Raw genomic sequence first — 19,725 nt, 5'->3', positions numbered from 1 at the left:
GGCCCGGAGCGCTGCTCCGGGCCGGCCCGCCCACGCACTATCAGCTTGCGGCGGGGACCGGGTCGCGGGTTGGTTCGGGCATCGCCTCGGGTGCGGGCGTCTGCTTCGGATCGGGCTCGGTTGTCACCGCGGAGGGATCGGGGGCGGGGGCGTAGGGGATCTCTCCGCGTAGGACGGCCTTGGCGCGCTCCTCGTCCAGCTCGCCCTCCCACCGGGCGACGGCCAGGGTGGCGACGCCGTTGCCGACCACGCTGGTCAGGGCGCGGGCTTCGGACATGAACCGGTCGATGCCGAAGATCAGCGCGAGGGCGGCGACGGGAACGTGCGGGACAGCGCTGAGGGTGGCGGCCAGGGCGATGAAGCCGGAGCCGGTGACACCTGCGGCGCCCTTGGACGTGAGCAGCATGACGGCGAGCATGGCCAGCTGCTGGGTGAGGCTGAGGTCGATACCGAGGGCCTGGGCGAGGAAGACCGAGCCCATGGTCAGGTAGATGGCGGTGCCGTCGAGGTTGAAGGAGTACCCGGCGGGCAGCGTGATGCCGACGACCGGTTTCGAGGCGCCCACGTGCTGAAGCTTGGCCATCATGCGCGGCAGGACGGGCTCGGTGGAGGAGGTGCCCAGGACGATCAGCAGTTCTTCCTTGATGTAGCGCAGGAAGGGCAGCAGCCGCAATCCGTTCAGGCGCATCACGGTGCCGAGGACGACCAGGACGAAGAAGAGGGCGGTCAGCCAGAACGAGCCGACCAGCAGTGCCAGGTGGCGCAGGGTGCCCAGACCGTAGTTGCCGATGGTGAAGGCCATCGAGCCGAACGCGCCGATGGGGGCGAGCCGCATGATCCAGCGGATGAGCGTGAACAGGACCGTGGAGAACTTCTCGACGCCCCGGGCGATGCCCAGGCCGGCCTCTCCGCTGGCGTGCAGGCCGAAGCCGAACAGCACGGACACCAGCAGCACCGGCAGGATCTCGTTGCCGGTCAGGGCGCTGACCAGGGTGGCCGGGATCATGGCGAGGACGAACTCGGCGAAGCCCTCGTGGGCCGTGGACGCCTCCGGCGGCAGGCCCTTGGCGGACAGGCTCGAGACATCAACGTGCAGACCGCTGCCCGGTTTGACGACGTTGACGACGACCAGGCCGATCACCATGGCCACGGTGGTCAGCACCTCGAAGTAGACCAGAGCCTTCAGGCTCACGCGGCCGACCGCGCGGGCGTTGCCCATGGAGGCGATGCCGTGGACGACGGTGCAGAAGATGATCGGCGCGATGAGCATCTTCACCAGCGCGATGAAACCGTCGCCGAGCGGCTTGAGGTCGGCGCCGACGGACGGCCACAGCCCGCCCACGGCGGCGCCGAGGAGGACGGCGATCAGGCACTGGATGTAGAGGTGGGACAGCATCCGGCGGATGCGGCCCGGTGGTGCGGTGACGGTACCCGGGGCAGCTTCGTTGCGGCTCATGCGGGGCGTCCTTCCAGGACGGGAACGAGGAGTTCGGCTCGGGCGATACGCCGGGCGGCGCGGTGCAGCAGCACCGTGGGGGACGCGCCGTCCGGTGCGGGGACGGCTTGGGTGGTGATCACGCCGGCGGGGGTGCCCAGGCGCAGCGTGCCGTCGGCGGTCTGCCGGGCGACGCGGTGGGCGAGGGTGCCGGGGGTGGCCGCGGCCGCGGTGAGGGCCACGGCGGAGGTCAGGCCGATCGCCGGGTGCGGGGCGTGCATGGAGACCATGCGCACGGCCAGGTCGTACTCGTCCTGGCTGATGAGTATGCCCTGTGTGGTGCGATAAGAGGCAGGCCGGGCGACGATGCCCGCCTTCGGCACCGCGTGGCTGACCGGACCGTCCTCTTGGGCGAGGCCCATGGCCAGCGCTGCCTGGCGGCGCAGCAGTGTCAGCGCGGGCACTGCGGTGGCGAACTCGGTGAGGGATTCCGTGCCGTCGAGGCCGAACGCCTTGGCCTCGAAGAGCGCGGCCGGAGCGCCGGCGTCCACCAGGGACGCCTCGACAAGGCCGTCCGGACCGGTCAGTTCGTCCAGTGCCCGGCCGGTCGGCAGTGCGCGGCCGGTCGTCGAGCCCGCCGGGTCCTCGAACCCGAGCAGGACCGGCACACCCGGCGCTGAGGTACCGGGCACCACGGCCGTGCCCTCTTCCGGAGCCTCGCCCGCAGGCGTGGGGATCGTGCCGGTGAGGCGGGCCCCGGTGTTGGCGTTGAGCATGCGGACGGTGGTGGTGTCCGATGTGATCGGCACGAGCTTGTGGTGGACGGCGTACAGGGCCACGGCGGTGGCGCAGTTGCCGCAGTTGCTGGCCCACTCCACGCGCTCGTCGCCGATTCCTACCTGTGCGAAGGCGTACTCGACATCCACGCCGTGTTCGGCCGACGCCTGTACGACGGCGGCCTTGGAGGTGGTGGAAGAAGCTCCGCCCACGCCGTCGATCTGACGGGGGTCGGCGGCGTTGAAGGCGGCGAGCAGCAGGGCATCGACCTCCACGCCCGTGGCGACCACGTCGCGGTGGTCGAAGATCCAGCACTTGCTGGTACCTCCACGGATCATCTCGCCCTGCAGACGCAGCACAACTGACTCCTCACAGACATGGAAGGGGATGCCCACCGACGGTCTCGCCGTGCGTGGTGTCCTCCACGGTGGGTTACGGCAGCGTGAAGTACAATCTCGGAAATCTGCATAGCTATTAAGTTGAAGTGAACGCTGGAGGTAGCGGCATGCTGGACGTCCGGCGCATCCTGCTGTTCACCGAGGTCGCCCGGCGCGGCTCGGTGACAGCGACCGCCCGCGCCCTCAACTACACGCCGTCAGCGGTGTCGCAGCAGATCAGCCGCCTGGAAGCGGAGGCAGGACAGCCCCTCCTCGAGCGCCACGCCCGGGGTGTCACGGTCACCGACGCCGGACGGGCGCTGGCCGAACGGGGGGAACGGATCGAACGCGAACTGCGGGCCGCGGAGAACGAACTCGCCGACTTCGCGGGCCTGCGCGCGGGCACGCTGCGTATCGGCACCTTCCCCACCGTCGGCGCCTCGCTCCTCCCGCAGGCCGTGATCGCGTTCCGGGACGCCCACCCCGACGTACGGCTGACCGTCCGCAGCGCCCGTATCGCCGGGCTCTGGACGATGCTGGAGAACCGGGAGATCGAGATGTCGCTGATGTGGGACTACGACTGGAGCCGCATCGACCGCGAGGACATCGTCGTCACGCCGCTCCTCGATGACCCGCCGGCCCTTCTCGTCGGAGACCACCATCCACTCGCCGGCCGTGCCGCCGCCTCACTCGCCGACTTCGCGGACGACCCCTGGATCACCCGCGCCGAACATCACCCGGTGGCCGAAGCCCTCGTCCGCGGCTGCCGTGCCGTCGGCTTCGAGCCGCACATCGCCTACGAGGCGCACGACTACCAGGAAGCCCAGGCCATGGTCGCCGCCGGCATCGGCGTCGCCCTCGCCCCCACCCTGGCCCTGGAAGGCATCCGACCCGGCGTCACCGTCCTGCCCCTCCAACCGCCGGCCCCAGTCCGCCGCATCCTCCTGGTTCGCATGACCGACCACCCGCTCACCCCAGCCGCCCTGACCTTCGCCGGACTCCTCCGCGACGCCGCTGCGGCCCGAACCCTCTGACGCCGAACCACGCCCAACGGTCACGGAACCGTCGCGCGCACCGCCGCCGATCCAGGCCCCCACTCCGGTGTTGGACCTGAGCAACGGGCGGCAAGCAACCCTGGCCATACGCCGGGTTCGGCGGCGTGATCCGGAAGGACCACGGGATCCGAGCTGAGCGCGGCGAGCGTCGACTCCGGAAGTGACCAGGCCGAGGGCAGGGTCGACATCTGCCACTGCGGCGTGGGGACGGTCCGCCCACTCAGCGGATCCAGGGCAGCGCATGTCCGGGTGCGCGGCGTGCCCGTACTCGACGGCGATCTTGAGGTGGCCCACCTGAAGTGTCTGGCGCATCCTCACCAAGCTCCGCCTGCACGTCGCTCACGCCACCACGCTCCTGCGTGCCCTGCCGATCTCGAGGCCAGACAATCGCCCCCCGAACAGCGCGAGTACACGACCCCACCACCCACACCAACCCCGTGACCAGCGAATTCAAAATGGTGGATGTTCCCTGGCGCCGTGACACGGCCCGTGTTCATCCTGAAGCCGTTGGGCGTCCCCGACGCGTCGGCGTCGGAGGAAGTCGCCTCCCTCTCCGTGGTGGAACGATCCGACGCGCGTGAGGTCCTGCGCATAGGTTGGGTGCGCAGCACAGGACACCTCAACACCACACTCGGCGAACGTGCCATCGCGCTCTCAGTGCTCGTCGAACGGTTCGAGACGGGAACCCGGCAAGGGCTGACCTCGGCGGCTGCACTGAACGCAGGAGCGCGCCACATCGCGGCCGATCCCCGATGGGACTTCACGGTGCGGAAGCAGGAGGTGGACAGACGAGCGGCTCTCGCGCTTTGTCGCCCATGAACCCTGGTCCTGCACCCGCGCCTGATCGACGCCAGATCTCTCGTCGCGAGCCGCGGCCCGGACCGAACCACCCCGGGCTGGTGGAGCCATGGCACCCGTCGGACTGTGGATTGCACCGCGCACGTACAGGCGGACCCGGGCCGCCGGCACCCTACTTGGTGCGGAGTTCCCTTCCTGAGATGACATCGTGCAGGTCAGCGGCAACCCGTACAAGCCAGCCGTCTTCACCCGGCCCCGCAGGGACTCCGAGCTGATCCAGAGCTCCCGTGCACCTCGGTCACCGTCCGGCCGACGACCGCACCCACTCGATCGCGTCGCGCTTTTCAGGTGGGTACCCCTACTGTGGGAAGCGCTGGTGACATCGAAAGCCTTGCAGGGGTGCAGTCGACGAGCATGAATCCGGGCAGGGTCGGCGGGCCGTCGGCTTGACCCGTGATGTACGCGAAGTCGTCGCCTCGCTTATGGTGCCCAACCCGGCCTTGCCGCCTTACGTGCGGGTGGTTGAGGAGACCAACTGCTGGATCGCCAGCGTGTGCGATGGCCGACCTGCCTACGCTCGTGCCACAAGCCGACATCGTGATCCTGGCCGTCCCCTCGACCGCTGTTCCGGGTCGACTGGAGCGGCCCGGCCCCTGCTTGACGCCTATCGCGAGCAGTTGCGGCGTGCGCCTGAGGCTCATGACCGCGTGTGCCATCAGGGCCTGCTGGGTGGTGCCGAGCGCATGCGCGTCGTCAAAGAGCACCGGCAACCCGTCGGCCCTGCACGCCTGCTCGCCACCCGTCCCGCACGGACTCCCTCGGCCTGCAGCTCTTCGGCAAGGGCAGCACGTCACGTCCTTGACGGTCTGGAAGATGGGGGCATGGCGGTCTGACGTCGCTGTTGACATCGCGCCCGCCATGCCTCCGACGTCAGGTAACCGGGTTGAGGAAGGTCAGCACCGAGGCGTCCTCCTCGATCAGCGGGGCGAGTGCGATGTTGAACGGGCCGCCGTAGGGTGCCTTGAGGTGCGCTTGGAAGGCCGCCTCGTCCTGATAGACCTCGAAGATCCAGTAGGCGCGTGGCCGGGACGCTTTGGTGTAGACCTCGAAGGCGAGGTTGCCGTCTTCCTCGCGTACCTCTTTGGCGTACTCCAGGATCAGGCGGGCGACGTCGGCCTCCGCGCCCTCACGTGCGGTGAATTCGGCGAGCAGAGTCTTGTTCATGGTGTCGTGTCCTGTGGGGTCGATTCCTGCAAGGTCGGGGTCAGTCGCGGTAGGGGTTCAGGTGCCAGACACGGGCCTGGTCCAGGGTCGCCGAGCCGTTCTCGGCGAAGACCTGTACCCCCTGGCTGGCCGGGTCAGGGAAGGTCTGGTCGGTGATGGCTGCCTCGCCGCTGCCGCCGAAGACCTCGACGGACGACCAGTCGACGAGGACCCGCAGCTTCACCTTGCCGTTCTTCGCCTTCAGCGGTGCGCGCTGTACGCCGGGGAAGGCGTCGCTGAAGTCCACGGCACCGGAGTGGGTGCGGTCGACGTACAGCTCCTGTGTGGTGGTGTCGTAGCCGATGACGGTCTCCTCGCCTCCGGCACCGGTACGCACCTTCAGGCCGAAGCGGTCGGCGTCCTTGAGGGAGAACGTCGCCTCGATGTCGAGTGCCTTCCCCGTGGCCGCCGGGCCGCCCAGGGGCTGTGAGGTGTTCACGACTGTGACACCGGTCGCCGTCACCGCGGTCTTCTGCCGCAGAGACGAGAGGCTGTCGACCGGCTCGCTGGACAGCCGGATCCGGCCGTCGACGGTGCGCAGGGTCATCTGCCGGGGGATGCTCTGCGCGCTCCGCCAGGGAGAGGTGGGGATGGCGCCGCCGTACTCCCAGTTGTTCATCCAGCCGATCATGTAGCGCTTGTCGCCCGGCACGTTCTCCCATGACACGGCCGCGTAGTAGTCCTTGCCGTAGTCGGCCCAATCGGCGCGCTGCACCACGGACTCTGCGGGCGCGTCGGCGGCGGTGAACTGATCGGCCAGGATGTGGCCCATGCCGGCGGTGTTCATGTCGACGATCTGGATCTGCGCCTTCTTGCCTGCGTATGGGCGCATGTCGAAGGAGGCCCAGTCGAGGGTCTCGGTGTCGGAGCCGGTGGCGGTGCGGACCACCTTGCCGTCGACGATCAGGTTGACGGCTGTCTCCTGGGAGACGGGCTGGGCCTTGGCGTCGGACAGCACGATGTGGTCCACGTTGAGGTGGCCCCAGCCGCCGGTGTTGTCGTCGACGATTCTGATCTGCGCCTTCTTGCCCGCGAGGTCCTTGACGTCCCAGGAAGCCCAGTTGAGCGCCTCGGTGTCCTTGCCGGTCGTGCTGCGCACCACCTGCCCGTCCACGAGGAGTTCTACGGCAGTGGGGTTCTCGGAACCGGCCGGGTGATTGCCGCCGCCGACAAGGAAGTTGACGTAGTCCTTGTCGAGGGTGAACTCCGGCGAGGTGAGCGTGCCGGTGGTGGAGTCGCCGTCCCGGAAGGTGTTGACCAGACCGCTGCCCAGGAACCCGGAGACCTCCTGCTGGTCGGGGAGTGTGCCGGTGGCCGGTGCCGGGCCGAACGCGTCGCCGGTCGTCGTCCAGTCGCCGTAGCTGCCGCCCTCGAAGTCGGCGAGGGCCGTCCCTGCGGGCGGATCCCCCTGCTCCAGAACCGTTCCGTCCCGGTGCGGGTGCCGTCCGCCGCCGACCTTGAAATTCAAGTAGGCGCTGTCGACGGCGAATTGGGGTGAGGTGAGGATGCCGGTGGTGCGGTCACCGCCGTGGAAACTGTTGGCGAGGCCCGAGCCGTCGAAACCGGTGACCGCGCTCTGTCCGTCCACGGCACCTGCCGCGGGGCCGCCGCCGAACGCGGTGCCGCTGTTCGTCCACGTACCGAAGCCGGCGCCTTCGAAGTCCTGCCGCACGGTGCCGGGCGGTGGGGTGTACGAACCCGTGTCCTCGGCCGTGAACTTCTCGCCGTCGAAGTTGCCCACGAAGTACTGGGCGCCCGAACCCCCGGCGATGCCACCGGGGTTGAGGTTGACGACCAGCACCCACTTGGTTCTCTTCTTGTCCCCGTCGACCGGGAGGGGGAACAGGTCGGGGCACTCCCACACCCCGCCCGTCGCGCCGGCCGGCCCGAACTCACTGAGCTCCTTCCAGTCCTTGAGGTTCTTGGACGAGTAGAAGCGCACCTTGTGCTCGGTGGAGAGCGAGACCGTCATCAGCCAGCTCTTCGTCGGCGCGTACCACTGAACCTTCGGGTCGCGGAACTCCTTGGAGCCGATGTCCAGGACGGGATTGCCCCGGTACTTGGTCCAGGTGCGGCCTCGGTCGGTGCTGTAGGCGAGCGACTGCGCCTGTATGCCGGTGGCCTTGTCGAGGCTGGTGTAGATCGCCACCATGGGCGGGTTCCGCTTCGTGCCGAACCCGGTGGTGTTGTCGCGGTCGACGACCGCACTGCCGGAGAACACCATCTCGTTGTCGTCGTGCGACAGCGCGAGCGGCAGCTGCTTCCAGTGCACGAGGTCCGTGCTGACGGCGTGACCCCAGGACATGTCACCCCAGGAGTTGCCGTTGGGGTTGTACTGGTAGAAGAGGTGGTACTCACCCCTGTAGTACACGAGGCCGTTGGGGTCGTTCATCCAGTTCCTCTGCGGGGTGAAGTGGAACTGGGGCCGGTATGTCTCGGAGTACGGGGGCGCGTCGGATGCTGCGGCGTGGGGAGTCAGCGGGGCGGCGGAGAGGGCGCAGACGGTCACCGTCGCCGCGATCAGCCGTCTGTGGGCATGCCGGACTACACGTACAGGGCTCATGGCGTCTCCTGCGCTGCGGCCGGTCCGCGCAGCGGGCCTGCTGACCGGCGCGGACTGATCGGAAGGGGCTCCTCGCCCGCACCAACGTCCACGGCACGGGTAGGAGGATATGTCATCGATGACTTGTGTCATCGATGACATCGTGGCGAGCCGATGATGAGCGCAGTCCGGTCGCCGCGTCAACGGTTCGGGCGCAACGCGCCGCTGGGCGACAATCCGCCCGTCAGACGCGCTCGCTCGCGGCGAGCTGCTCCAACTCCCTGCGCCACGGCGGGTTGGGGCCGGGAACCGAGCAGGTCAGAGCCGCGACACGGGAGGCGAACCGACAGGCGTCCGCCACGTCGTCGAGACGGATCTTCGACAACCGGCCGCCCAGGAATCCGCCGACGCCGAGATGGTGCAGCAACCCGGCGGTGAAGGAGTCCCCCGCGCCGACCGTGTCGGCGACGACCGCCGGCACGGCGGGCACCCGAAAACGTTCACCGTCGAGCGAGGCCAGGACGCCGGCGGCACCTCGCGTGATCACCACGAGCCGCGCGCCCGCCGCGTGCCAGATGTCGCACGCCTTCTCGGGCGAGGCGTCGGGGAGCAGGAGCCCCAGGTCGTCCTCGCTCAGACGCAGCACGTCGGCGAGGTCGCACCAGTGCGCCAACCGGGCGCGGTAGACCTCGGGCCGCACCAGCAACGGCCGGACGTTGGGGTCGATGCTGATCGTCGCGTCAGGGGCTGCCGCCGCCAGGAATTCCTCCACCGCCGCCGCCCCGGGCTGCCGCACCAGAGCCAGGGAACCGGTGTGCACGCAGGCGGCCCCGGACATGTCCACCCGCGCCAACTCCTCGGCCGTCCAATGCCAGTCGGCCGTGCTCTGCGCATGGAAAGAGAACGCGGCCTGCCCCTGGGCATCCAGTTCTGCTATTGCCAGCGTGCTGGGCTCGTCGGCCTCGACGGTGTACGTCAGATCAACACCGGACGCCTCCAAGTGGCCGCGGAACAGTCGGCCGAAGACGTCCCCGGACAGACGGGCCAGGAGCCGGGCCGAGGTACCGAGCCGGGCCAGCGCCACCGCCGTGTTCGCCGGTCCGCCTCCCGGCTGCACGCGCAACACGAGTTCGTTCGAGGCATGCCCCGGCTCGGTGAAGGCGTCGGCGACGCACTCTCCCAGGACGGTGATCTGACGTGGGGTCATGGGCTGCTCTTCTCTCGGAACGTACGGACACGGAGGGCACTTCACGGCACAACTGCCATTCGGCTCCGCAGAATCGGCGGTCATCAGCGGCGGGTCGACGCTCGATGACCGTTGCCGATTTGTGACGGGCGGAAGGCATTGACGTTGCCGGGATCGGGAGTCCATCATCCTCGCCAGGCAGTGTCAACGATGACATAAGTCAACGATGACACCGCCGAGCAGCCGCACCCGTGAACCCGGCCCGTGCCGTTCGCCACCCACAGGAGTCGCCATGTCTCGAAACACGCGTATACCCCGCTCCGTTCCAGGAGCCGTCGCCGTCATCGCAGTTGCCGCCCTCACCCTGACGGCCTGCGGATCCGGCTCCGGATCGAGTTCCGCCGCCGGCGGCGGATCGGGCGACGTCAAGGTCGGCCTGATCACCAAGACCGACACCAACCCGTTCTTCGTGAAGATGAAGGAAGGGGCGGAGAAGGCCGCGAAGGAGCACGGCGCTCAACTGCTCACTGCTGCAGGCAAGTTCGACGGCGACAACGCCGGGCAGGTCACGGCCATCGAGAACATGGTCGCCTCCGGCGTGAAGGGCATCCTGCTGACCCCGAGCGACTCCAAGGCCATCGTCCCGGCGATCGAGAAGGCCCGCGCCAAGGGCGTCCTGGTCATCGCCCTGGACACCCCGACCGATCCACAGAGCGCCGCCGACGCCCTCTTCGCCACCGACAACCTCCGCGCCGGCGAACTCATCGGCAAATACTCCAAGACCGCCATGAAGGGCAAGACTGCGAAGATAGCCACTCTCGACCTCGCCCCCGGGGTCTCGGTCGGCGTCCAGCGGCACAACGGTTTCCTCAAGGGCTTCGGCATCGACGCCAAGGACAAATCGATCGTCTGCTCCCAGGACACCGGTGGCGACCAGGCCAAGGGCCAGACCGCCATGGAGAACTGCCTCCAGAAGAACCCCGGCATCAACCTCGTCTACACCATCAACGAACCCGCCGCCCTGGGCGCTTACACCGCGCTCAAGGCCAAGGGCCGGGAGAAGGAAGTTCTGATCGTCTCCGTCGACGGCGGCTGCACCGGGACCCGGGCGGTCAAGGACGGCAAGATCGCCGCCACCTCTCAGCAGTACCCGCTGAAGATGGCCGCCGAAGGTGTCGATGCCGTCATCAAGTACGCCAAGAACGGCAAGAAGGCGTCCGGTTACACCGACACCGGCGTCAACCTGATCACCGACAAGCCGCAGGCCGGCGCCACGTCCAAGGACACCGGGTTCGGCCTGAAGAACTGCTGGGGCTAGAGCCTGCCCGGCGACCAGGCCGGATCACCTGCCCGTCGTCCCTTCCTCGTCCGCCGGCACGGACGGACACGAACAACTTCTGTCTTCCGACAAGGACTTCGCATGACAGCCACCACCACGCCGTACGCCGAGCTCAAGGCGCCGACCACGGTCCGCAGACTGCTCACAGCGCCGACCACCGGCCCTCTGGTCGCCCTCCTCCTCGCCTGCGCCTTCTTCTCCGTATCGACCGACCAGTTCCTCACGGGCGGCAACTTCTCGCTGATCGTGCAGCAGGTCATGGTCGTGGGCACCCTCGCCATCGGCCAGACCCTGATCATCCTCACGGCGGGCATCGACCTGTCGTGCGGTGCGGTGATGGCGTTCGGCAGCATCGTGATAGCCAAGATGGCTGCCGAAGGTGCGCTGCCCCCGCTCGTCGCCGTCGCACTCGGCCTGGCCGTCTGCGCAGGATTCGGGCTGCTCAACGGGCTGTTGGTGCAGAAGATCCCGCTGCCGCCCTTCATCGTCACCCTGGGCATGCTCAATGTGGCGTTCGCGCTGACGCACATATACTCCGAGGAACAGACGATCACCAACCTGCCCGGGCCGCTGACGGCCCTCGGGCGGACGTTCCCGCTCGGGCACACCGACATCACCTACGGCTCCCTGGTCACCGTCGCCCTGTTCCTGCTCCTCGCCTACACGCTGAGCAGCACCGGTTGGGGCCGGCACGTCTACGCGCTCGGCAACAGCCAGGAAGCGGCGCGCCTGAACGGCATCCGCACCTCCCGCCTGACCATCGGTATCTACGCCGTCGCGGGCCTCATCTACGGCATCGCCGCCCTGCTGCTCGTCTCCCGCACCGGAGTCGGCGACCCGCAGGCCGGCCAGACGGACAACCTCGACAGCATCACCGCCGTGGTCCTCGGCGGCACCAGCCTCTTCGGCGGACGGGGATCGGTCCTGGGCACGTTCATCGGCGTCCTCATCGTCGGCGTCTTCCGCAACGGGCTCCAGCTGATGGGCGTCGCCTCCATCTACCAGACGCTGATCACCGGAGTCCTGGTGATCCTCGCAGTGACCGTCGACCAGATCTCCCGGAAGAGGGCCCGATGACCGCCACCAGCACCCCCACCCCCGTCTTGCAGGCCCGCGGTCTGGTCAAGCGCTACGGCCACGTCACCGCCATCGACGGCGCCGACTTCGACCTGCTGCCCGGCGAGGTCCTCGCGGTCATCGGCGACAACGGAGCCGGCAAGACCAGCCTGATCAAGGCCCTCACCGGTGCGGTGGCCCCCGACGAGGGCGAGATACGTCTCAACGGCGAGCCGATCCAGTTCTCCGGTCCCCAGAGCGCTCGCGCCCACGGCATCGAGACGGTCTATCAGGACCTCGCCGTGGCCGCCTCCATGGACATCGCCTCGAACATGTTCCTCGGCCGTGAACTGCGCCGCCCCGGCGTCCTCGGCAGTGTCTTGCGCATGCTGGACAAGAAGCGCATGCGCTACGAGGCCGCCGAGCACATGGCCGACCTCAAGATCGGTCTGCGCTCGCTCACGCAGGCGGTCGAGACCCTCTCGGGCGGGCAGCGCCAGGCCGTCGCGGTCGCGCGTTCCGTCGCCTGGGCGCGCTCCGTCGTCGTCATGGACGAACCCACCGCCGCCCTCGGAGTCAAGGAGTCCGGTCAGGTCCTCGACCTGATCCGCCGGGTCCGTGACAAGGGCATGCCCGTCGTCCTGATCAGCCACAACATGCCGCACGTCTTCGAGATCGCCGACCGGATCCACGTCCACAGGCTGGGCCGCCGCGCCGCTGTGATCAATCCGGCCGACTACACCATGGCCGAGGTCGTCGCCATCATGACCGGCGCGCTCACACTCGACGCCGCCGGGGATACTGTCGTAGCGGATTCCGAGGCTGCGAAGGCCGCAGGAGTCCGCGCCAACTGACCACACAAACCAAAACACTCACAGGTTCCGGCCGCGCTCGCGGCCGGAACCGACGAGCAAGGGGGCCATCTCCTCCATGGCAGCGAACCGCCGCCCGACCCTGGCAGACGTCGCCCGTGAAGTGGGCGTCAGCGCCAAAACCGTCTCCCGTGTCCTCAACGAGGACGGCCCCGCCTCGGCGCAGACCAGGGAACAGGTGCTCGCCGCCGTCACCAAACTCGGCTTCCAACCGAACCTGATGGCCCGCAACATCCGCGTCGGCGGTCCCGACACCACGATCGGACTGGTCATCCCCGACCTCGCCAACCCCTTCTTCGGGACCGTCGCCAGGAGCATCGAGGACACCGTCCGAGACCGCGGCCTGACGCTTCTCATGGGCTCCTCCGCCGACGACCCCGACCGCGAGAGCGCGCTCACGGACAAGTTCCTCGCCCGCCGCGTCAGCATCCTCATGGTCGTGCCGTCCGTCGGCGCCGACCACGCCCATCTCAAGACCCACCGTGCCACCGGGCTGCCGATCGTGTTCATAGACCGTCCGGGATCGGGCCTGGCCACGGACAGCGTCGTCAGCTCCAACCGCGCGGGCGCTCACGACGGCGTCGCCCACCTCATCGCCCACGGCCACCGGCGCATCGGCTTCGTCGGCGACCTTCCCACCAAGCTCTACACGCGCCGTGAGCGTCTGGCCGGCTATCGCTCGGCCCTCCAGGAAGCCGATATCGACCACGACCGCTCACTCGTCGCCAACGCCCACGACCAGAAGGGGGCCGAGGCAGCGGCCGGTCAACTGCTCGACCTGGCCGATCCCCCCACGGCCCTGTTCGCCGGCAACAACATCATGGCGCTGGGAATCGTCGCCGAACTCGCCCGCCGCAAACAGAAGCACGTAGCCGTCGTCGCCTTCGACGACGTATCCCTGGCCGATGTGCTCGAACCAGCCCTGACCGTCGTCGCCCAGGACCCCGAGGAAATCGGCAGAGCAGCAGCGGCGACGGCCCTGGCCCGGCTGGACGGCGACCGCTCCCGTGCCCGCACCATCACCGTTCCCACCCGGTTGATCGTCCGCGGATCGGGCGAGCAGCCAGTGCCGGCGTAGACCCGAACGCGCCTGCCCCTATACGTAGGTCAAGTTTCGGTGATACCTACGATGTGAGGCGCTCCGGGATCGGTGGAGACTCTGACGTGCCCCGACTGGTATGGAGTCGCGTCGTGTCGCCGGGCCCCAGAAGGACTCCATCAGCGCGGCCCGGCTCACCTTACGACCTGGCTTGCGCAAGCGGCGCTCTCAAATGCTGGGCGGACACGGCACACCGGGGCGCCGTCCACCACGTCCCGTACCGTCCCGGCTCCGTCGGCCCAACGGGCCCCTTCCGCGAACGCTGAGGCCCTCTGCCAGCACCGGCCGGCGGGGGGCCGCAGTGACCATCACATGTCACAGCCCGTATGAGCGGGGTCCTGACTGTGGCTGTTCGACCAGGTGGAAGACCTCTCGGGCCGCATAGCGCCTGAGGCGACGGACCAACGCCCAGGCGGAACGGGGTGCTGGTGAAGTCGGCCGTGGTGACGGAGCGCCTCGGCCAGGGCGACGCGTTCACGCTGGACGAGACCCGCACGCTCGCCGAGGGCACCCCGCACAGACCGACGTGTACCTGCTGCCGGGGTCCGGCTTCACGGAACGCGACCCGCCCCCGACTGCCCCTCCCGGACGAACCGTTCACCGGCGTCGACGTCCCCACACAAGAACTCCTGGGCGGCCTCCTCGAGCGGCTCGCCGCCGACGGTGCGGCTCTGTCGAGCTTTGTGAACATGATTATCATCTGCTAAGTTCCCTATCTCGCAACTTTGCCTTTCCATTACTCCACCATTGCTTGGATGTGCCGTGCTCACGCCTGCCCGTACCGTCCGCCGCGCCGCCTCCCGGCGCGGCCTGCTCGCCTCCACCGTCATTGCTGCGCCACTGCTCACCGGCTGTTTCGCCTCCTCCGCGGGATCCGTGGGTGCGGGCGGCGCTGACTCGCGGATCCGCGTCGCGATGATGCAGCCACCACGCTCCGGCCTCTCACCGTTGAGCGACGACGCGTTCAAGCTCTCCCGCTGGTCGACCGCCGAGACCCTCGTACGGCTCGACACCAACGGTGACGCGGAGCCGATGCTGGCCACCAAGTGGCGCCAGGACGGCCGCACGTGGACCTTCGATCTGCGCGAGGGCGTCACCTTCCACGACGGCACGAAACTCACCGCGACGGACGTCGTACGGTCCCTGCAGCGCGCCGCCTCCGCCTCGCCCAAACCGCGGATCCTCGACGGCGTCGCGATGAGAGTCGCGGCCCGGGGCACGGACACCGTGCGCATCACCACGGCCGACGTGGACCCGCTCCTCCCCCAGCGACTGTCCTCACCGCAGCTGTCGATCCTGGCCGCGAAGGCGTACGGGAAGAAGGCCGTGAACCCCGTGGGCGCCGGGACCGGGCCGTTCGTGCTGACCAAATCAGGCGGCACGAGCTTCGCCACGCTCGACCGGTACGACGACTACTGGGGCGGAAGGGCGAAGGCCGCCGGGATCGACGTGAAGTACGTCCCCGACGGCACCGCGCGCGCGGCCGCGCTGCGCAGCGGCGAGGCCGACATCGTCGAGGCGATTCCCGTCGCACAGGCTTCGCTCCTCAACAAGAACCAGATCACCGAGGTGCCGATGCCACGCACCAACACCCTCTATCTCAATACGGAGTCGGGACCGTTCCGCGCCGCCGGGCTCCGGGCTGCCGCCCGGGAGGCCATCGACACCCGCTCGATCGTGGAGGGCGTGTACGAGGGGCGCGCCGACGTCGCGAAGGGACTGCTCGGGCCCGCCCTGCCCTGGACCGGCACATTGCGGAGCGAAGTGAGCGGGCAGGCCACGGCGGCAGGCCCGGCCGGCGCCGAGATCACCATCGGCACCTTCACCGACCGGGCCGAACTCCCGGAAGTCGCCGCCGTGTTGCAGCAGCAGCTGCAGAAGACGGGCTTCAAGGTGAAGCTGGAGATCCGCGAGTACGCCAACATCGAGGCAGACGCCCTGGAAGGGAAGTTCGACGCCTTCATCCTGTCGCGCGCCACGATTCTCGACTCCGGCGACCCGGCCGCTTACCTGTACAGCGACTTCGCCTCCGACGGCTCCTTCAACATCGCGCAGCTCGCCGATGCGGGGGTGGACACCGCCCTGGACACGGCCGGTGACACTCCGGCCGGTGACAAGCGACGCCGCGAGATCATCGCCGCCGAGGCAGCCGTACTGAAGACCGACGCCGCGATTCCCATGCTGCACGAGCGAGTGATCCAAGGAGACGCGGCGAACGTCGTCGGCTCGGTCAAGGACCCGCGGGAGCGCGAGCTCATCGGCCTCGACACGTACGTGAAGTGAGGGCATCGATGATACGTGTGCGGGGGCGCGCAGCCCTGGGCGTGGCGCTACTCAGCCGGATTGCCGGCCTGGTCCTCGTGGTCGCCTGCGTCGGGTTGTTGCCCTGGCTGTCCGGGAAGGATCCGGCACTGAGCTTGCTGCGGGCACGCTCCGCCGAGCAGGAGGCAACACCCGAGGCACTCGCCGCGATCCGGGACGACCTCGGACTCGGGAACGGTCCGCTGGATCAATTCGGACACTGGCTGGGAAGGTTGGCGCACGGCGACCTCGGCAGGTCCTGGGTGTCGGGCACGGACGTCGCGCCGGGCGTGCTGTCGGCACTCACCGTGTCACTGGCTCTGATGGCCGTTTCGCTGGTCGTGGCGCTGGCGCTCGCCGCCGCACTGTGCGCGCGGACCGTGGTGCGCGGGGCCCGCGGGACGCTGACCGGACGGACGAATTCGGGGGCTTGGGCGGCGATGCTCGCATCCGTGCCCGAATTCCTGCTCGCCACCGTGGGGTTGCTGCTGCTCGGGGTCTGGCTCGGGTGGCTGCCGACGTCCGGCTGGAGCGGGCCCGTGGACATGGTGCTGCCCGCGCTCGCCATGGGCGTACCGGCGGGCGGACTCCTTGGACGGCTCGTCGCGGACGCGCTGCCCAGCGCGTACGGGGAGCGCTGGGCCGAGCTGTGGCGGGCCTCGGGGGTCCACTCATGGCGGATCGCACTTGCCGGGCTGCGGCGTGCGGTGCCGGCCGTGCTACCTCAACTCGGGTTGGTGGCAGTCGGGTTGGCTGGAGGTGCGGTCGCCGTCGAGACCGTGTTGGCCATCCCCGGGATCGGACGTACCGCCCTGGGAGCAGCCAAGTCACAGGATGTGCCGCTGCTGCAGGCGTGTGTCCTCACGCTGCTCGCGCTGGGGCTCGCAGCCGGAGCCCTGGCTCACCTGGCTCGCCGCCGACTGCTCGGGCCCGGCCTGCGGGACGCACAACTCTCCCTGCCGGCACCGCTGCCGTCGACCAGCGCATGGTGGCGCGTCGCCGTGCCCGCCGGGCTCGGCGTGGCTCTTCTCACCCTGGTCGTCGCGGGACTGCTGCGCGATCCGTACACCGTGCACACGGCGGCTCGGCTCACTCCGCCGTCGCCCACCCATCCGCTGGGCACTGACGGTCTCGGCCGGGACGTGCTCGCCCGGCTCGGGCACGGCGCCGCGTCCACCATCGGCACGGCCGCCGCCGTCACGGCAGTGAGCGCGCTCGTCGGGCTCACACTCGGGTTCCTGCCGGTCCTCTCGGCCGGCCTCGCGGATGTCGCCAACGCGCTGCCACCCGTGATCGCCGGGCTCGTCGTCGCAGGCGTCACCGGACCCGGCGCCGCGGGCGCCGCCCTGGCGGTCCTCCTCACCTCCTGGCCGCCGCTGGCCGCGCACGCCGCGACGCTGGTCGGCGAAGTGCGGGCGTCCCGGTTCCTGGTCGCACAGCGGGCGCTCGGTTCGACTCGCGGGCGGATCCTGACCCGGCACATCCTGCCGGCCGTCGCCGGCCCTGTGGCCCGGCACGCGGTCCTGCGCCTTCCCGGCACCGCGCTCGCGCTCGCCTCACTGGGCTTCCTCGGGCTCGGCGCACAGGCGCCCACGCCGGAGTGGGGGCTGCTGCTCGACGAGTCCCGCTCCTACCTTGAGCGGGCCCCGTGGGCGGCGCTCACACCAGCCCTGGCACTGGCCGCGTTGGCGGGACTGGCGGTGTCCGGGTCGTCGCTGTCATGGAGCAGCACACGGACCCGGAGCCGGGACACCGCGCATATGACCCGTCCCAAGGAAGGATCAACCTGTGTTGCCCGGCTCCGCTGAACCTCTGCTCTCCATAACGGACTTGACGATCACACTGCCGAGCGGTGCGGGCACCCCCGTACGCGATGTGAGCCTCGAGGTCCGCTCCGGTGAGGCGCACGCTCTCGTCGGGGAGTCCGGAGCCGGCAAGACCCTGACGGCGCGGGCCGCGCTCGGAATGCTGCCTCATGCGGCCCAGGTGACGGGCAGCGTACGGTTCGCCGGGCGGGACATCGAGCCCGGCGGACAGCAGGAGTTGTGGGGGCACGAGGTCGGGTTCGTACCACAGGACTCACTGTCGGTACTCTCCCCCATGCACCCCGTGGGCGATCAACTGACCGCATCACTTCGCTCGCTGGGCGGGCTCAGCAAGAAGGGGGCGTGGGCCGCCGCCGTCGCGGCCCTCGACCGTGTCGGCATTGCGGACGCCGCGCGTCGGGCCCGGGCGTATCCGCACGAGTTCTCCGGCGGCATGCGACAACGCGCCGTCATCGCCCTGGCCACCCTGTACCGGCCCCGGCTTCTCGTCGCCGATGAGCCCACCACCGCGCTCGACCCGCTCGTCCGGGAGCAGATCCTCGGCCTGCTCGCCGAGCAGCGGGCCACGTCGGGGGCGGCGCTGCTGCTGATCACGCACGACCTGTCGCTCGTGAGCCGCTGGGCGCACCGGGTGACGGTGCTGCACGGCGGGACGGTGCAGGAGACCGGGCCGGTGCACCGCGTCCTGACCGAGCCGCGGGCGGAGCACACCCGCAGGCTCGTCGACGCGACCCGACGCCGACAGCGGCCGACGCCGGACAAAGACCCTGACCTCTTGCTGACCGTACGTGACTTGACGGTCCGCTACCCGGGAAGGCGCCGAGGAGAGGCAGCCGTGACGGCGGTCGACAAGGTCTCCTTCGACGTGGCACGCGGCGAGACCCTCGCGCTGATCGGCGCCTCCGGATCCGGCAAGTCCTCCGTCGCCGAGGCCGTGCTGCGGCTGCGCCCCGCCGCCTCGGGATCGGTCCGCTTCGCCGGACGGGACCTGCTCGCTCTCGGTGACGCGGAGATGCGGGCGCTGCGGCCGCGCATCCAGCCCGTGTTCCAGGACCCGTACGGCTCGCTCAGCCCGCGCAAGCGTATCCGCGACGCGCTCGCCGAACCCCTGCACGTACAAGGGCGTTGGGACGACGTGAGCGGTCCGGGCCGGGTCGCCGCACTGCTACGGCAGGTCGGCCTCGATCCCGAGCTCGGTACCCGCCGGCCCCACGAACTGTCCGGTGGCCAGTGCCAGCGAGTCGGCATCGCCCGGGCCCTCGCCTCCGACCCCGAGGTGCTGATCCTCGACGAGCCGGTGTCCGGGCTCGACCCGACTGTACAGGCCGGTGTGCTGGACCTGCTGGAGTCGCTGCAACAGAAGCTGGGGCTCGGCTACCTGTTCATCTGCCACGACATGGACGTGGTGGCCTCGGTCGCGCACCGGGTCGCCGTGCTGAAGGACGGAGCGATCGTGGAGACCCTGCAGGCGAAGGAGCTGGCAACGCCCGAGGGACGCCACTCGTACACCCGTGAACTCCTCACCGCAGCTGGAGAGTTCGCGTGATGGATGCGCACGTCCACTCGGGCGCGACCGCACCGTGTGGCACGGCTCGAACTCGATGTCCACCCAGGCGAGTTCCTCGCCTCCGCCCAGCCGGCACGGCTGCTGGTCCCCACCACGACCGTACGACGCCGGGGACCAGCAGTGACGAAGAGCCCTGGACAGCTCTGGTGGGAAGGGGGCTGAGCCAATCGGTGTAGCTGCCGGATGAGCGCGCCTGTCGTCGACATGGGGTGGGCAAGGACGGCGGCGGAGA

Annotated in this window: 15 protein-coding genes; 10 read left to right on the top strand and 5 right to left on the bottom strand. The window is 69.4% G+C overall.

Going from position 1 to position 19,725, the window contains the following annotated elements; translation table 11 throughout:
• Positions 1-40: 40 nt before the first annotated feature.
• Together dctA and ACWIGU_RS42785 are read right to left on the bottom strand one after the other, a co-directional pair.
• Positions 41-1,456, bottom strand: a complete 1,416-nt coding sequence (dctA, locus tag ACWIGU_RS42790) for a C4-dicarboxylate transporter DctA (RefSeq protein WP_454407288.1) — start codon at positions 1,454-1,456, stop codon at positions 41-43.
• Positions 1,453-2,571, bottom strand: coding sequence for a PrpF domain-containing protein (locus tag ACWIGU_RS42785; RefSeq protein WP_454407286.1), 1,119 nt, complete (start codon positions 2,569-2,571; stop codon positions 1,453-1,455). The genes dctA and ACWIGU_RS42785 overlap by 4 nt, the downstream gene beginning before the upstream one ends.
• Positions 2,572-2,717: 146 nt before the next feature.
• On the opposite strand from ACWIGU_RS42785, the gene ACWIGU_RS42780 reads away from it, so the two are divergent.
• Both ACWIGU_RS42780 and ACWIGU_RS42775 read left to right on the top strand, forming a co-directional pair.
• A complete protein-coding gene (locus tag ACWIGU_RS42780) occupies positions 2,718-3,623 on the top strand; it encodes a LysR family transcriptional regulator (RefSeq protein ID WP_454407285.1) in 906 nt (301 codons plus the stop codon).
• A gap of 498 nt (positions 3,624-4,121) precedes the next feature.
• A complete protein-coding gene (locus ACWIGU_RS42775) occupies positions 4,122-4,463 on the top strand; it encodes a hypothetical protein (protein WP_454407284.1) in 342 nt (113 codons plus the stop codon).
• Between the two features lie 909 nt (positions 4,464-5,372).
• Here the strand turns inward: ACWIGU_RS42775 and ACWIGU_RS42770 are convergent.
• From ACWIGU_RS42770 to ACWIGU_RS42760, 3 genes are all read right to left on the bottom strand, one after another.
• Positions 5,373-5,666 (bottom strand): putative quinol monooxygenase, encoded by a 294-nt coding sequence (locus tag ACWIGU_RS42770; protein WP_454407282.1) that lies wholly within the window; start codon positions 5,664-5,666, stop codon positions 5,373-5,375.
• Between the two features lie 40 nt (positions 5,667-5,706).
• Positions 5,707-8,268 (bottom strand): GH32 C-terminal domain-containing protein, encoded by a 2,562-nt coding sequence (locus tag ACWIGU_RS42765; protein ID WP_454407281.1) that lies wholly within the window; start codon positions 8,266-8,268, stop codon positions 5,707-5,709.
• 223 nt (positions 8,269-8,491) lie between these two features.
• Positions 8,492-9,454: a carbohydrate kinase family protein gene (locus ACWIGU_RS42760; RefSeq protein ID WP_454407280.1), complete on the bottom strand. Its 963-nt coding sequence runs from the start codon at positions 9,452-9,454 to the stop codon at positions 8,492-8,494.
• Positions 9,455-9,725: 271 nt separating this feature from the next.
• Here ACWIGU_RS42760 and ACWIGU_RS42755 point away from each other — a divergent pair, with 271 nt between their 5' ends.
• The 8 genes from ACWIGU_RS42755 (at position 9,726) to ACWIGU_RS42720 (ending at position 19,472) form a co-directional block, all read left to right on the top strand.
• Entirely contained in the window at positions 9,726-10,751 is a 1,026-nt protein-coding gene (locus tag ACWIGU_RS42755; RefSeq protein WP_454407279.1) for a substrate-binding domain-containing protein, read from the top strand.
• Between the two features lie 102 nt (positions 10,752-10,853).
• The gene (locus ACWIGU_RS42750) at positions 10,854-11,849 is read left to right on the top strand and encodes an ABC transporter permease (protein ID WP_356009764.1); all 996 of its coding nucleotides are present in this window, start codon (positions 10,854-10,856) and stop codon (positions 11,847-11,849) included.
• A complete protein-coding gene (locus ACWIGU_RS42745; protein ID WP_454407278.1) occupies positions 11,846-12,682 on the top strand; it encodes an ATP-binding cassette domain-containing protein in 837 nt (278 codons plus the stop codon). Before ACWIGU_RS42750 ends, ACWIGU_RS42745 begins: the two co-directional genes overlap by 4 nt.
• A 76-nt stretch (positions 12,683-12,758) precedes the next feature.
• Positions 12,759-13,778, top strand: a complete 1,020-nt coding sequence (locus ACWIGU_RS42740) for a LacI family DNA-binding transcriptional regulator (protein ID WP_454407277.1) — start codon at positions 12,759-12,761, stop codon at positions 13,776-13,778.
• A gap of 443 nt (positions 13,779-14,221) precedes the next feature.
• Positions 14,222-14,506 carry a hypothetical protein gene (locus ACWIGU_RS42735; protein WP_454407293.1) on the top strand — a complete coding sequence of 95 codons (285 nt, stop codon included), beginning with the start codon at positions 14,222-14,224 and terminating at the stop codon, positions 14,504-14,506.
• A gap of 55 nt (positions 14,507-14,561) precedes the next feature.
• Complete coding sequence (locus ACWIGU_RS42730) at positions 14,562-16,082, top strand: ABC transporter substrate-binding protein (protein WP_454407276.1); 1,521 nt, start codon at positions 14,562-14,564, stop codon at positions 16,080-16,082.
• An 8-nt stretch (positions 16,083-16,090) separates the two neighbouring features.
• Positions 16,091-17,908 carry an ABC transporter permease subunit gene (locus tag ACWIGU_RS42725; RefSeq protein ID WP_454407275.1) on the top strand — a complete coding sequence of 606 codons (1,818 nt, stop codon included), beginning with the start codon at positions 16,091-16,093 and terminating at the stop codon, positions 17,906-17,908.
• A gap of 22 nt (positions 17,909-17,930) precedes the next feature.
• Positions 17,931-19,472: an ATP-binding cassette domain-containing protein gene (locus ACWIGU_RS42720; protein WP_454407274.1), complete on the top strand. Its 1,542-nt coding sequence runs from the start codon at positions 17,931-17,933 to the stop codon at positions 19,470-19,472.
• Positions 19,473-19,725 lie beyond the last annotated feature (253 nt).

The organism is Streptomyces sp. NPDC055400 (genome assembly GCF_053644375.1).
Note: the sequence above shows the minus strand (reverse complement) of the source record. Positions and strands in the feature narration are given on the sequence as shown.